13 protein-coding genes are annotated in these 14635 nt (G+C 48.1%); 7 read left to right on the plus strand and 6 right to left on the minus strand.

Annotation, left to right across the window (positions count from 1 at the left end; translation table 11 throughout):
- The 3 genes from BMW79_RS11115 to BMW79_RS11125 form a co-directional block, all read right to left on the minus strand.
- Entirely contained in the window at positions 1-3282 is a 3282-nt protein-coding gene (locus tag BMW79_RS11115; protein WP_089894592.1) for a SusC/RagA family TonB-linked outer membrane protein, read from the minus strand.
- A gap of 252 nt (positions 3283-3534) precedes the next feature.
- Positions 3535-4707: a FecR family protein gene (locus BMW79_RS11120; RefSeq protein ID WP_089894595.1), complete on the minus strand. Its 1173-nt coding sequence runs from the start codon at positions 4705-4707 to the stop codon at positions 3535-3537.
- Positions 4708-4795: 88 nt separating this feature from the next.
- Positions 4796-5395 (minus strand): RNA polymerase sigma factor, encoded by a 600-nt coding sequence (locus BMW79_RS11125; protein WP_089894598.1) that lies wholly within the window; start codon positions 5393-5395, stop codon positions 4796-4798.
- Between BMW79_RS11125 and BMW79_RS11130 the strand changes: the two genes are divergently transcribed.
- The 5 genes from BMW79_RS11130 to BMW79_RS11150 all read left to right on the plus strand — a co-directional run bounded on the left by BMW79_RS11130 (position 5389) and on the right by BMW79_RS11150 (position 8655).
- Positions 5389-6357: an ATP-grasp domain-containing protein gene (locus BMW79_RS11130; RefSeq protein ID WP_143059131.1), complete on the plus strand. Its 969-nt coding sequence runs from the start codon at positions 5389-5391 to the stop codon at positions 6355-6357. The genes BMW79_RS11125 and BMW79_RS11130 overlap by 7 nt on opposite strands.
- A gap of 82 nt (positions 6358-6439) precedes the next feature.
- A complete protein-coding gene (locus tag BMW79_RS11135) occupies positions 6440-6931 on the plus strand; it encodes a DUF4240 domain-containing protein (protein WP_089894603.1) in 492 nt (163 codons plus the stop codon).
- Positions 6932-6944: 13 nt separating this feature from the next.
- Complete coding sequence (locus BMW79_RS11140) at positions 6945-7457, plus strand: hypothetical protein (RefSeq protein WP_089894627.1); 513 nt, start codon at positions 6945-6947, stop codon at positions 7455-7457.
- A 43-nt stretch (positions 7458-7500) separates the two neighbouring features.
- Complete coding sequence (locus BMW79_RS11145; RefSeq protein ID WP_089894629.1) at positions 7501-7866, plus strand: winged helix-turn-helix transcriptional regulator; 366 nt, start codon at positions 7501-7503, stop codon at positions 7864-7866.
- 90 nt (positions 7867-7956) lie between these two features.
- Entirely contained in the window at positions 7957-8655 is a 699-nt protein-coding gene (locus tag BMW79_RS11150; RefSeq protein WP_089894631.1) for a hypothetical protein, read from the plus strand.
- Between the two features lie 3 nt (positions 8656-8658).
- Here BMW79_RS11150 and BMW79_RS11155 read toward each other — a convergent pair whose 3' ends face one another.
- The 3 genes from BMW79_RS11155 to BMW79_RS11165 form a co-directional block, all read right to left on the minus strand.
- Positions 8659-10614 carry a gamma-glutamyltransferase family protein gene (locus BMW79_RS11155; RefSeq protein WP_089894634.1) on the minus strand — a complete coding sequence of 652 codons (1956 nt, stop codon included), beginning with the start codon at positions 10612-10614 and terminating at the stop codon, positions 8659-8661.
- Positions 10615-10715: 101 nt separating this feature from the next.
- Positions 10716-11219 carry a DinB family protein gene (locus BMW79_RS11160; RefSeq protein ID WP_089894637.1) on the minus strand — a complete coding sequence of 168 codons (504 nt, stop codon included), beginning with the start codon at positions 11217-11219 and terminating at the stop codon, positions 10716-10718.
- A 35-nt stretch (positions 11220-11254) separates the two neighbouring features.
- Positions 11255-11665, minus strand: coding sequence for a Dabb family protein (locus tag BMW79_RS11165; protein WP_089894641.1), 411 nt, complete (start codon positions 11663-11665; stop codon positions 11255-11257).
- A 264-nt stretch (positions 11666-11929) separates the two neighbouring features.
- On the opposite strand from BMW79_RS11165, the gene BMW79_RS11170 reads away from it, so the two are divergent.
- A complete protein-coding gene (locus BMW79_RS11170) occupies positions 11930-13441 on the plus strand; it encodes a sensor histidine kinase (protein WP_177192122.1) in 1512 nt (503 codons plus the stop codon).
- A gap of 4 nt (positions 13442-13445) precedes the next feature.
- Positions 13446-14630 (plus strand): DUF4407 domain-containing protein, encoded by a 1185-nt coding sequence (locus tag BMW79_RS11175; RefSeq protein ID WP_089894647.1) that lies wholly within the window; start codon positions 13446-13448, stop codon positions 14628-14630.
- Positions 14631-14635: the final 5 nt, after the last annotated feature.

Consider the following 14635-nt stretch of genomic DNA (forward strand, 5'->3'; position numbering starts at 1 on the left):
TTAGAAAGTGGCATTTAAAGTCAGACCATAACTACGGCTGGCTGGTAACATAAATACATCCACTCCGCTAAGTCCGTTGGAGGTAGACATGGTCTGCTCCGGATCAAATGGTGCTTTCTTTGAGAAGTAGAACAGGTTACGGCCGGTGGCAGATACCTTTAATGCTTTCACCACATTGCTTTTCAGCGGAATGGTATAACCCAGGGCCGCTTCTCTCAATCTTATAGTGGTAGCGCTGTACATATATTCGCCGGAAGCGCCGGTTCTGCCGCCTACTACATCGTACCATTTCTGGGCATCTACTTTCGTAACTGCCTGTCCGTTTTCGTCAACACCATTTACAGTAACACCACCTGCATCGCGGGCGGCGCCGGATGCAGCAGATACGCCATAGCCATCCATCAGGGACTGGGTTACAGACATTACCTGTCCGCCGAATTTGCCGTCGATCAGGAAGGATAAAGTGAAGTTGTTGAAAGCGAAATTGTTGCTCCAGCCGAGCTGCCATTTGGTATTGGCATTACCCAGGTATTGCATCTGGCCATCTGCCAGGGAAGGCGCACCATTGCTGATAATTACCCGGCCCTGGTTATCACGTTTTAACACAGTACCATAAATGTCGCCAAAGGAACCACCCACTTTAAACTGGGAAGCATAGTTGGCGCCGGTGCCGTCGCCGGTCAGACTGAAACGGTCTACAAACGGCGACAGGGAAATAATCCTGTTATCGTTTACGGCGTAGTTCAGTGCTGTATTCCATTTCAGTTTGGTATTTCTCAGCACATCATAACGGATCATTGCTTCTACGCCCTGGTTCTGGATATTACCTGCATTGATGAAGTAGGTATTATACAAGGTGGCATTCGGTGCCGCAATTTCCATGGTCTGGTTAGTGGTATTGGTCTTGTAGTAAGTCAGGTCTACACTCAGACGGCTGTCGAAAAAGCGCCATTCCGTACCCAATTCCAGTGATTTTGTTTTCTCTGGTTTCAGGTTGTTGAAAGGACCAGCCGTTCTCACAGATACATTACCGCCGGTGATCAGCAGGTTATCGGGAGCATTACTCTGGTATGCCAGCGGAGAATTACCTACGATGGCGTATGAACCACGGATCTTACTGTATGTAATAGCAGCAGGCATTTTCAACAGGCTGCTCAGGATCACATTCAAACCTGCAGAAGGGTAGAAGTAGGAAAGCTGGTTGGTAAACGCCAGGTTGGAAGCCCAGTCGTTACGAGCCGTCAGATCCAGGTAAGCCCAGTCTTTATAAGAGATATTCACGCTACCAAATACAGACTGCCACTGACTGTGTTTATTCTGTAAGGTACCGGAATTACGTGCATTGAGTGTTTTGATGTTTTGTATCGTAAAGATATTAGGGAGATATAAGCCTTCCTGTCCTGCTACGATGTAGTCGCCGTTCGTTTTCACATCCCGGATACTTCCACCCACCAGGCCGGTGAAATGGAAGTCATTGGCCGGAATATTGAAGTTGGCAATCAGGTCTCCGTATTGTTGTGTGGTGGTATTGTTGTTGTAGTTGTAACCGCCGTTTTTGGAAGCCAGCGTCGCTTGTGTACCTGCATAGATTTTCTGCTCATACACATCATTGATACGGTCAATGCTTCCTCTTCCCTGTACATTCAACCAGCTATTGATATCATATTTCAGGTTGGCATTCAGGAGTAATCTGTTGCGGCTCAGACTATTGGTATTGCGGTTTAATATCCACCATGGATTCTGCTGAAGATCTTCTGAAAAAGGCCAGTTCTGTACCATCAGGTTATTCCGGGATGGGTCAGGGATTTCAAAATGATCGCGGTATGGGCTGATATCTTTTCCACGTGGGAACAGGTATAAACCGGTGAGTGGGTTGAAATAAAAACCGGATAAAGGCGTATTGTCAATTTTCTGTGTCATGTAATTCACGTCAGCAGAAGCAGTGAGTTTATCATTCAGAAAATGCCCCGTTTCTTTAAAGCTCAGGTTATGACGACCTAATTTATTACCTGCTTCCAGTCCTCTGGCAGAGGTGTTGGCATAGGAGAAATAGCTTTGTGCTTTCTCTGAGCCACCGGCGAGACTGATGGCATTAGTAAAGTTGGTGCCGGTTTGCAGGAAGTCAGATACATTGTCCGCAGCTCCGTTGATCTTGGCGCCCCAGCTTTTGGTAGTGGGATCGGCAGATTGTCCGTAGTTATTCTGGAAATCCGGTTTGTAAGCCGCCTGGCTCATGTTGAAGCCAGAGGAAATATTGATTACGGTACGACCGGCTTTTCCGCTTTTGGTAGTCACAATAATAACCCCATTGGCGCCCTGGCTGCCATATAAAGCAGCAGCAGAAGCTCCTTTCAGCACGGAAATGCTTTCAATATCTTCCGGATTGAGGTTGGAGATCGGATCGCCACCATCGTAGGAACTGCTACCACCGTAGATACTACCGGGTTGCGTGGTGAGGGTGTTATTCATAGGCACACCATCAATCACATACAGGGCCTGGTTGCTACCAAGACCTGATTTGCTACCACGCAGGATTACTTTAGCAGAACCACCTACACCGGAAGCGCTGGAGGAGATAGTCAGACCGGCTACTTTACCATTCAGGGTGTTTACCAGGTTGGCATCTTTCGCTTTGGTCAATTCCAGTCCATCCAGTTGCTGGGTAGAGTAGGTAATGGATTTTTCGGTTCTTTTAATACCGAGGGCTGTTACCACTACAGCGCCCAGCTGGGCGTCCTGTACGGCCAGGGTGATGTTGATATTGGCGTCGCTGCCTACTGTCACCGTTTTGGTTTCGTAGCCAAGGATGCTGACAATCAGTATATCACCAGGATTGGCCTGTAAGGTAAACCCACCTGTTGCATTGGTGAGCGTACCACGGGTAGTGCCCTTTATCTGGATAGACACACCTTGCAGCGGCTGGCCATCATTGCCGGTCACTTTACCCTGTATGGGAGCGGCCTGCACTACGGGAGCAACTGCCGGCTGAGACCTGGGGCTGATCACGATGGTTTTGTCAATGATATTATAGTTATATAATTTATTGTTCAGGCAGGCGTTCAGCACTTCTGTGAGTGTGGCCTGGCTCATGTTAAGATTTACCGGGGGAGCTTTCTCCAGTAATTTCTCGTCATAAACGAATTCGTAACCTGTCTGGCGGCTGATGCTGTTGAAAACATCGTAGAGAGGAAGACGTTTCCCCTTGATGGTAACAGACTGAGAGAATGTTTTGGCGCTCAGATGTAAGGTGAATAACAAAGTCAGTATTGCAGTTAACCGCATAATTAACAGTAATTTTCTTTGCATACGTCCTCCTTTCCCGGGGACTTTGCAAGTACCAAGTAGTTCCATACTTTTGTGTTGTTGGCTTAATAATTCAATTTTCTAAATGATTCAGGGAGTTGGGTTGCCTTCTATAGCCGGGAGCACTGCAATGCTTCCGGTTTTTTTACAACCGGCAGTGGAATTAGTTACGTCTTCATAACCTAAAAAGTTTTAGATGATCAATTCATAAGTGGACAAATAGCGTGTTGATTACTGCGGATCGGTTGGTTTTACGAGGATCCTGTTGTCGTTAATGTCAAAGTGAACCCGTTTTGTTGATGATAAAATCTTTAATAAAGCAGCTGCATTCTCTCTGCGGGAAATGATCCCGGTTAATCGTATATCCGACAGATCGCCTTCGTAGGAGACCTCTATATTATACCATCTGGCCATCTGGCGCATAATGGTTTGTATGCTCGTATTGCGGAACCTGAATTTTCCTTCTTTCCAGGCCAGTGCCTGTTCCATATCTGCCTCTCCGATCTGGAAGTTGTCGTTTCCGGGAGCCAGGCTACCATCAAAGCCGGGTTGCAGGAGACTTTTCACGTTGCCGTGCACCAGTTGAACAGCTCCTGATTCCAGGGTAGTCGTAATCGTTTGTTCATCGGCGTAAGCCATAATATTAAAGCTGGTACCCAGCACCTTTACCTCCATGTCCGACTGGCCTTTTACTTTCACCCGGAATGGTTGCTGTGCATTGGGAGCTACCTGGAAGTACCCTTCTCCGGAAATCTCCACCAGTCTTTCTTTTTCGGCAAAGGCGGTAGGGAAGCGGATACTGCTGGAAGCATTCAGCCATACCTTACTGCCGTCTGCCAGGGTAAGCTGGTATTGGCCTCCCCGGGGGGTGACAACTGTATTATATACCACTGCGGCGCCCGCGCCTTCTGCTTCATACGCCAGCCCCTGACCGGAGTTGGTGATACGGGCATCGCCCTGTTTGGCGAGGTTGCCGGTGTTGGCGCTGTCCAGCGGAATAGTACTGCCATCGGCAAGCACCAGCATGGCCTTGTTACCACCCGGCGCCAGCGGTGGATGCTTTTGCATCGCCACGGGGGCGGAATGCCGTACCCGACTCAGGTAAAATCCGCCTGCCAGTAAAGCGGCGCCCAATATGGCTGCTGCCGCAGCATATTGTTTAAGATACCGGATATGCGTTCTGCGTCCTGGCGATTGGAGGATCCTTTGCAGGATCTCTTCCCCTTCCCCGGTTGCCCAGTTGCTTTGCGGCGCGGTATTATGCAATGTTTGCATAATATCGGCTTTGATCTCCGGTTCGTAGTCATTGCCGGTTACCATTTCCTGTAAACGCAGCAATTCCTCCTGGCTGATCTGGCCATTCTTGTATTTTTCAAGTAATAACTGTACTTCCGTTGTGGACATTATCAGCGTTTTGACAGGTTGATGTAGATAAAGACGAGCGGCGAAATAAAAAGGAGTATCCTGTCTGAAAATTTTTTTTCAAGACGGATTATTTCCGGAAAGTGAGCAGCAGCAACAATATGGGGATAATGTCATTTTGTAAACGGGCCTTTACAAAGGCACGCACGGCATGAAGGGCCAGGCTCATCTGCTTTTTTACGGTGTGCACAGAGATATTCAGTTGCTGCGATACCTCCTCATTGCTCCAGCCCTGTTTCCGGGCGAGGTACACTTTTCTGCGTTCCGGGGGAAGTCCGGATACCGCCTTATGAAGAATATCGTCGTATTCCCGCTGCAGCAGCAGGTGATCGGTATCGTTCTGCGCTTCGGGTTGGTTTTTCAGGTGGAAATCGTAGGCTTTCAGCCTCACTACCTGCTTTTTGAATCCATCGTAGATGTGATTGCGTGTCAGGATAAAGAGATAGTCTTTGAACTGTTTTACCTGGTTCATATCGCCCCGTTTGAGCCAGACTTTCATAAATACTTCCTGCACAATTTCCCGGGCGAGGCTATTGTCTTTCACGTAGAGCATGGCTACTTCATACACCTGCCCGCTGTAATGACGGAACAGGAGGGTATAGGCGTCCCCGTCACCCGTGGCCACTTGTTGCAACAAATCATGTTCATCTATCAGGGAAATGTTTGACAAAGTTCAAAGTTTTGTACCCTTTACAGGGCAATAGACATAGTAAATTTAGGGGACCGGGATTTAATAATAAAATAATTTATACGGGAGGGAGAAGGGAGGAAGGTGTTTTTTTAAGTAAGGAAATTATTGTGTATTTTCAAGGTATGCCAACTTTTAGCCCCGGAATTCAATGGGTGGTTCAGCGGAATCTGACCCACGTCGCAGACTTTAATAATTTACGGTTGTCCTGTGAAGAAGCAGGAATTTATTTTCAGGCTATAGACATTATTCCGTTTTCTCCTGATCTCCCTGTTTTTGATACCAGTCGCAGAAGTATCATTTATGGCTCAACGACTTTTTGCAATTTGGCAGCGACGGACCAGGAATTGAAAACAGGACTTTTTTTTGATGAAGCGCGTTTTTCTATAGGGAATTATTTTCAGCGTTGGGGTAAATATATGTTGAACTACGGTGCAGTGATCACCACTTTTGAGGAGTTGATGAGCCGGGATGTTTTACCTGAGCAACTATTTTTTATCCGGCCGGATGATGACAGCAAATCTTTCTCAGGAGAAATAAAGTCGTTCGGGGAAATCAGCCGATGGTACGAGCAGTTAAAAATGGTGGAAAATACGAACCTCTCGCCTGATAGTGCCATTGTAGTATCGGATCCCTGGCAGATCCGTTATGAATGGCGTTTGTGGATCGTGGAGGGAAAAGTAGTTGCTGCTTCGAAATACCGTACGGATTTTAAGCTGACGAAAGAGCGGGGTTGTCCGGAAGAAGTTATCACGTTTGCAGAAAACCGTTGTGCTGAGTATACACCGCATGATGTTTTTGTAATGGATGTCTGTTTATGCGGTGAGGAGCTTTTTATAGTGGAATGCGGATGTATGAATGCTGAAGGATTTTATCATGCAGATATAGGCGCCATTGTAACGGCTGTCAGCCGCTATTTCGCTGGTTTGGATATAAGGAAATAACAGGGAAATTACTACGCATTTACACTGCGTTTCATGTGCATATATTACACTTAATTCCTGATGATCATTAATTTTTAATCTTATGAATGATTTTAAATTCTGGCAGATTATTGAAGACGCATGGGCAGCTTCTCCGGCTTTACTGGAAATGAGAAACAATGTCCTGAGAACCAATGATGCCATCCTGATTGAAGATCTTACCGGGGAAGTTTATGGTGCTATCACCAATAATATCCGCGATATTTTACGGGGTCTTGACAAGGAGCAGCTGACAGCATTTAATCATATCATGGAACAGAAATTGTTTCAGATAGACCGGAAAGATATCCAGGCCTATACAGACGGATCAGACGATGGTTTTCTTTATTGCAGGTGCTTTATTGTAGGGATGGGGAAAACGTATTATGAGATGATTGAAGAGCATCCTTCCAAAGCTACCTGCGATGCGGAAGCAGAAATTGTAGGGTTTATCGGCTACATCGTTTACCAGGAATTGTTTGCCGAGGAGTTTGAACGGTATACGGTGCACAACATCGAAAGCTGTTCCAATGCCGAAGGCTGGGGGAAAGCGTAGTAAAAACACATATATGGATGAAGAAATTTATGGCATCGATAAAGAACATGCACACCCGAGAGCCATTGCGCTGATCACAGATGACTTTTTCTGGGATTGCGCAGATGAACTGGCGCCCTTCGGGTCAGACGAAGGAGATGAAGCGTTGGCCACTTTCCGCGAATGGCGACGGGCTAATCCTGATACACCCACCATTGAATGTATCAAATGGACCATTATCTCGGTAGGGGAAATGGCGTTCGAAGACTACAATGAAGACCTGCTGGACAGAGACCTGATACGCCAGCTGAAAGAGGACCCCGGCTACGATGATCAACAGTTTATTTTTACGCTGGATGCCTCCATTATTGCCACTGGCTTCGGACAACTGGTAGATGAAGGCACTATCGACGAAGCCAATAAACCACTTATCCACATTGCTCTGGAACGGCAGATTGCCTGGGCGCAGATATCTGAAAGCTGGTCCTATGCAGAACAGCATATCGGCTACCTGAACATCATGAAAAGAGTATTGGACGAAGTATAAGCGGAAATGTTGTTAACTTGTAATGTCTTTACATCCTCCGTTCATGATCACACTCAACGATAAAACATATACCTGCCCGGTAGACGTTACACTCGGATTTATCGGCGGTAAATGGAAATTACTCATTCTTTTCCACCTGCATTATTTTAGCAGGAGAAGCTATGCCGACATCCGGAAAAACCTGCCCGGCGTCTCGGAGAAAATGCTCAGCCAGCAACTCAAAGAATTGGAAAGGGATCACCTGATCGGGAAAAACGTGCTCTCCACAAAACCCTACCGTGTAGAATATTTCCTGGCCCCAGCCGGAAAATCACTCGCACCACTATACGAATTCGCCAGCGAATGGGGTATCAGCTACCTCAAAGAACACGGCATCGATTATATCCAGGATCAGCAGCTGTATAAATAACTGCTCACCGGAATTTCGTATTTTCAGGTAGCGGGGAAGAGCCGTACGATACGGTCTGCTTTATGTCCACCATCATTTAAACCCAACGTTATGAAAAAACTCATCCTGTTATGCACGTTATTCCTGTCCTGCATTGGCTTCATTAAAGCGGAAGACGCTCCGCTGGGCGCCTGGAAATCAGTAGCCGGAGAAGTAACCAGCGTACTTCTAGTAACGCAACACTGGTTTACCATTACCGAATACAATCAGAAAAACTTTATCAGTAGCTACGGCGGTACCTGGAAAGATGCAGGAAACGGGGAAGTGGAAGTCACCATTCATTTCAATACCGAGAACAAATCGCAGGTAGGACAAAATACGAGCACACCCGTAAGCATACAAAACGGGCAACTGATCACCGGTAATCCCGGCGGAGGCACACAGCAATGGACCCGTATTGATGAAGCCACAGGCCCCCTCGCAGGCAGCTGGCAGATCACGTCCCGGGAAAATAACGGCAAAATGAACCCGATCCCCGATGGCGCCAGAAGAACATTAAAGATACTCACCAACACCCGCTTTCAATGGATAGCTATCAACCAGGATACCGGCGAATTCTTTGGCTCCGGCGGTGGTACCTATAAGTTTGAAAACGGTACCTACACGGAAAAAATAGAGTTTTTCTCCCGCGACAACTCCCGCATTGGTGCTTCCCTGTCCTTCAAAGGCAGCGTGTCCGGTAACAACTGGGATCATAGCGGCAAAAGCTCCAAAGGAGATCCCATTCATGAAGTGTGGACCAGGGAATAGGCTTTACCAGCCTATCCCATAGTCTTCCCCATGATTGCTGCTGCCACCCCATAAACTGCCATGTCCGCGATCAATATAAATCGCATTTACAGGCCCGCTGGTGCGTTCACCAAAACTGAGGTGATAACCCATTTGCTCCAGGGCTTTGCGCGTTTTTTCGCTGGTGGTATTATTTAAAAGGATACTTCCGGGTCTTGGCTCCCGGTCTTTGATGGTAGTACCACCGAGAGATAACCATAACTGGTTGGTATTGATGTTGGCAGCCTCAGTCGCCTGTTGAACCGTCATGCCGAATTCCACTACATTCAGGAAAAACTGCAGCAGGTTTTGGTCCTGCGTGTCACCACCCTGCACGCCAAAACATAGATAAGGCTTGCCCTCTTTCAATGCCATGGAAGGGGTCAATGTTACCCGGGGCCGCTTACCCGGCGCAATTACATTAAACGGACATAACGCCGAATCCAGTACAAAGCTTTGCGCCCGCTGACTCATACCAATACCCGTTTTCCCGGCAATACAGGCGGGAAGCCAGCCACCGCTTGGCGTTATAGATACCACCCAGCCGTCTTTATCTGCGGCTTCCACACTGGTGGTACCTCTCCAGAGGCGGTCCATATAAGCACTGTCGGGAATATTGCCGGCATAGAGATTTTCCCCGGTATAAGCTGTTGGCACACCGGCAGGCAGAGAGCCACTACGCATTGCAGCATCGTGTTTAGGTACAAACCCACCCGGCTTCCGCCCGCTGGTAGTGTCTGTCAATGCATTTCGCTCTGTAAGGAAATGCAGGTAGGGATTCGTTTTACCCATAAATGGATACGGATCGCCGGGGCCTGCTGCGGCATCGTTCTGCGCCAGGTTGATCTGTTGGGCCCTTGCCTTCGCATATTCCTTGCTGAGCAAACCTTTGATGGCAGGATCGCGGTTAAACGCAGGATCGCCATAGTAAAAATCGCGGTCCGCGAAAGTAAGGTTCATGGTCTGGTATAGCGTATGAATATAGGCGGTGGAGTTATATCCCATCGATTTGAGATCGAAATTCTCCAGGATGTTTAAGCTTTGCAGTAACATCGGTCCCTGCGTCCATTCCTGCAGTTTGTACACTTCTATGCCTTTGTAATTGACATGAAGCGGCTCTTCTTCCACCGGTTTCCACTTCGCCAGGTCTTCCATAGTGATCAGTCCGCCCTGTTCCTGGCAGCCACGCACAAACTCTTTGGCGATATCGCCCTTGTAAAACCGGTCGTAGGCTGCCATGATGGCCTCTTTGCGTGTTTTGTGTTTACGCAGTGCTTCTTGCTCTGCATCCACCATTTTGGTGAGCGTGGCCAGCAGGTCCCGTTGCACGAATATTTCCCCTGCCTCGGGTGCTTCTCTTTTTTCTCCGGGATGCGTCAGGAACACCGCTTTGCTGTAAGGCCACTCCTGGATATATTTCTTGCCGCGCTCAATGCTGTTGGCAGTTTGTGCTTCTATCGGGTAGCCTGCGGCCATTTCAATGGCCGGGCCCAGTACCTGTTTCAGGCTGAGCGTACCATATTCCGCCAGCATATAGCACAATCCGCCGGCGGTTCCCGGTGTAACGGCGGCCAATGGCCCATATTCCGGAGGAAAATCATATCCTTTCCCTTTGTAAAACGCCGGCGTTGCCCCGGTGGGCGCCACGCCAAGCGCATTGATGGCAATCACTTTCCCGGTTTTGGGATTATAAATCAGCGCTTGCGTTTCTCCTCCCCAGCTCAGCACATCCCACATGGTGCAGGTGGCTGCCAGCATAGCGCAGGCGGCATCTACGGCATTACCGTGCTGCTGAAAAATCATGGCACCGGCAGTGGCAGCCAGCGGCTTGCCCGTAACGGCCATCCAGTTTTTGCCATGTAACGGCGGCTTCTGCGTTTGCTGTGCCTGCATACTGGTGTAACCACCCAGTAAAAGGGAGAGGAAGAATAAGCGTTTCATGGGACTAATGTATAAAAAAGGAGTGTAAAGGAAAGGGGTGGGAAGCGTATTTCACCACAACAGCCGGCAGCGTTGTGCAAAAACGACGGTGAAGCACCTGTTTAACGTCCCTGCTGGTCCAGTATTACTTTTACCGTTACCAGCAATTGACCCGTATGACGCATGGTATGCTCTGCGGCATGAAATAATAATCCAAGTACGGTAGAAGGTAATTGTTTTCTGCCTACGCCCCGGAAGTCGGTCAGGGTGGCTTCTGAAGTAACAGACAACTGCACCAGCGCTTTATGTACCTGTGCATTGAAATGATCCAGTAGTTCATGCAGCGATACACCAGGCTGACCTTCTTCCCCCAGGGCCGCCAGTTGCCGGGCACTCAGCATTTCTCCCCGGGCATAGGTCAGTAAACGGTCCAGTACCCCGCTTACATGCTGGAGGTGAAACCCCGGCGAAGCTACCCCCGCCGGTTTTTCCCAAAGCAATGCCTCCGGGTAGTCCTGCATCAGATCATTTATTTCCAGGTTCGCCTGCAATAACGCATGCGCCACCGGTTGCAGTAATGCCGGTATGTTATCTACCGGCCCGCTCATCCAGTATTCTGTGGCCATAATACTTATTTGTAAACGATCGTAACAGGTAGTATTTATACTTCTACGGCATCATATACTATTACCTTCTCCCATAAATGGCTGCAGTTCTTGATAAACTCCAGGTGAACGGGGTGCGACTGGTAAGTAGCCTGTCCTGCCAGATCGCTGAAAAAGATCAGTTCCGATACGCCCCAGCTGTTATCTACCACATCCCGCTTTTCGGTACTCGCTACCACGCCTACACGCAGCTCCCGTACGGTTTCTATTTTCGACAGGGTTTTTACGCCCGCTACCAGCTTGTCGCGGTCTTCTTTGGAATCCGGATTCTTCAACCAGAAGAATACATGATGTACAATAGGGTATTTCTTTGCCATATTTGTTGAAGGGATTGCTGCGGCAGCGGCTGTACCGGCGGCCAGCGCTGCTGCGGTTCCTAAAAATTTACGTCTGTTGGAAGTGCTCATATTAGCCTGTTAAGGCGATGAAAATAATAAAGATTAGTGATTTATTATAATCGGCCCTTGTCAACCTGACACTTATTAATGCCCGCCACCCGCTCCGCTTTTCCCGGGAGCTGGGCCATGGCCATGCGAACCCCGTTTTTTATGTATTGCCGTCTTTATCTTTGCAGGGATGCCTGGTTTCACACCGTATTCCGGCACATTCGTCCCATTTTATCCCTGCTGCATGGCAACAAATGTTATTATTGCCTTAAATACGTCGTCCTTATGAATCAATTTAAGAAAATTGAATTCGGCATCGTCACCGCCATTTTTGTGTTGCTGCTGTTTTCGCTCCTATATCCCAGTATTGTGTACAATGTATTTGAACTGCAGGATATTTATGGGGCGAAGTTTGCCAGGTATCACCAGGTATTCGATTATTACCTGCATTACCTGCTGCCTTCTATCGGCCGTGTGATGCTGGTATACGTGAGTTTCCTGCTGGTCAATTTTCTGATCGTACCGGAATTCCTGGAAAAAGGCAACTGGGTGAAAGGCGTATTGTTGCTGTTCCCTATCGGGGTGGGCTATTTTATCCTGATGATGGTGGCCGCTTCCTATTATAATGGTTACCTCTTTGGCGTATACGATACGGTGCGGGGTGCTCATACGCATTTCGTAAAGACCGCCTTCATCACCACTATTTTCTCCGCAGTATTGTATGTGGGTTACTATTATTTCCGCAAGGCATTGGTCACATTACTTTATCCGAGGATTAATATTGATCCTGAATTCCGTCGCATGTTAACGGAAATCGCCTGGGCCAGTGGTATTGTAGTGGTATTGTTTTGCCTTTCCTTTAGCGATTCCCGCGACCTGGCCCTGATGATCTTTTTCTTTGGCCCTTCCCAGCTGGCCGTGTTCTTTGTATTGCGTTATAAGGTGTTCCCCACTTTTGTGGACGGACATAAGAATAAAAGCCTGCTGATCAGGGATATTACTTTTATCATTTTAGCCAGCAATGTACTGATGGCGCTGATAGCCCGCGCACTGGTACACCGGCAGGGTGGATGGTTTGCTGCCCTTGCCTTTTGCGGTATCGGTGTGTCTGTACTCGTGGTATTACCCGTGTGCTGGTTACTGTTCCGGTCACAACAGAAGCAGGTAAATACGGTGGTAACCCTGAAAAAGGCATTGGGTCATTCTACTGCCAACCTCGACTTCCTGCGTTCCCAGATCAACCCGCATTTTTTATTCAATGCACTCAACACCCTCTATGGAACTGCTTTGCAGGAAGAGGCCGCCCGTACCAGTGAAGGGATCCAGAAACTGGGCGATATGATGCGGTTTATGCTGCATGACAATCATCTTGAAAAGATTCCGCTGGATAAAGAAGTGGCTTATCTCCAGAATTATATTGCGTTGCAACGTTTAAGGGTATTGTCTTCTCCGGATATCCTGATAGAAGTAAATATTGATGAAAGTCAGTGCCAGCATGAAATTGCACCTATGCTGCTCATCCCTTTTGTAGAGAATGCTTTTAAACACGGAATCAGCTTACGGCACCGCTCCCGTATTGTAATTTCCCTGAGCTGTACGGCCGATCAGATCTTCTTTGACGTGTACAACAGCGTGCATCCCCGGCCGGAGAATGATCCGGAAAGAGAAGGCATGGGTATCGGGTTGAATAATGTGAAAGAAAGATTAACTTTATCCTACCCGCACCGGCATGAATTGAGTATACGACAAACAGCGACCGAATTTTTTATCCATCTGACTATCGACGTTAATAAATAAGTAAATGAAAAAAGAAGCCGAAGTGATACCTGTGCCCGATGGAATGACAAGATTTTTATGGTGGCTGGCCGCCGCCGACGCAGATATCCTGAAAGAATGCAGAACAGAAAAAGAACGGTACCGGATCATCGGGATCTCTGTACTCGTTACCTGGATGTTTGCAACACTGGCCTGGGGATATTTCTTTTCTACCATCGTGAACGATGACATGGTGGTACTCGGACTGGCACTGTTTTTCGGGTTCGCCATCCTGTCGATCGACCGTACCCTCATTGCTGCTATGTCACGCACTAATGGCAACATGAAAGTAATGCCGGTTATTTTTCGTTTAATCCTCGCCATTACTATCGGCTTGTTTATTTCCCAGCCGGTGGTGTTAATGTTGTTTAAGAAAGATATTGATGCCCAGCTGGAACTCAGCAAGCAAACCAAGCTCGATGCTTACCGGGAACAACTGGTAAAGCTCAATGCCGGTCAGATGGCCACGTTACAGCAATCCATGGATCAGGGCAAACAACAGCTGGCACAAAAAGCCGCCGAACTGAAAGTATATAAAGACGGCTACATCAAAGAAACTGACGGCACTGGTGGCTCCGGCAGAATAGGGGAATCGGATATCGCCCGTGTGAAAAAGTCGGCCTATCTCAAATCCGAAGAAGAATACCAGGCCATGCAAAGAGCCTGGGAGCCACAACAGCAACAGCTGCAGGCACAGATGGCAAAAATGCACAGTGTGGACAGTCTCAAGGAAACGGTTTATCTCAGCACCCTTACCAACGGTTTCCTGGCGCAGATAGAAGCCCTGCATGAACTCACAGAAACACATCCTCCTGTAAAGCAACGCTACCGGCTGATTGTATTTATCATTACCCTCATAGAAGTAATGCCTTTGCTCAGTAAAATCCTGATGCCTAAAGGCGAATACGATGAAAAACTGGCTGCCGCCGCCGCTCAGGGCGTGGCCGCTGCCCGCCTGGAAACAGATGCCGGTAAAGAATTGCTGGAACATTACCAGGCCGCCGCACTGGCCGCCGATAAAGAAACGGTCGACCACCTGTTTGAATCTACCCGCGATCTGCGCCGGGAACAGGCCGATGATCTTGTAAAAGACTGGCGTAGCCGGGAAAATGCCCAGTACCAGCAACTCTGGCAGATGGCCAGGAAATTGCTGCTTGGGAAAATCATGTAATCCTC

It is taken from the genome of Chitinophaga arvensicola (assembly GCF_900110835.1).
In the GTDB taxonomy this organism is placed as follows: Bacteria; Bacteroidota; Bacteroidia; order Chitinophagales; family Chitinophagaceae; genus Chitinophaga; species Chitinophaga arvensicola.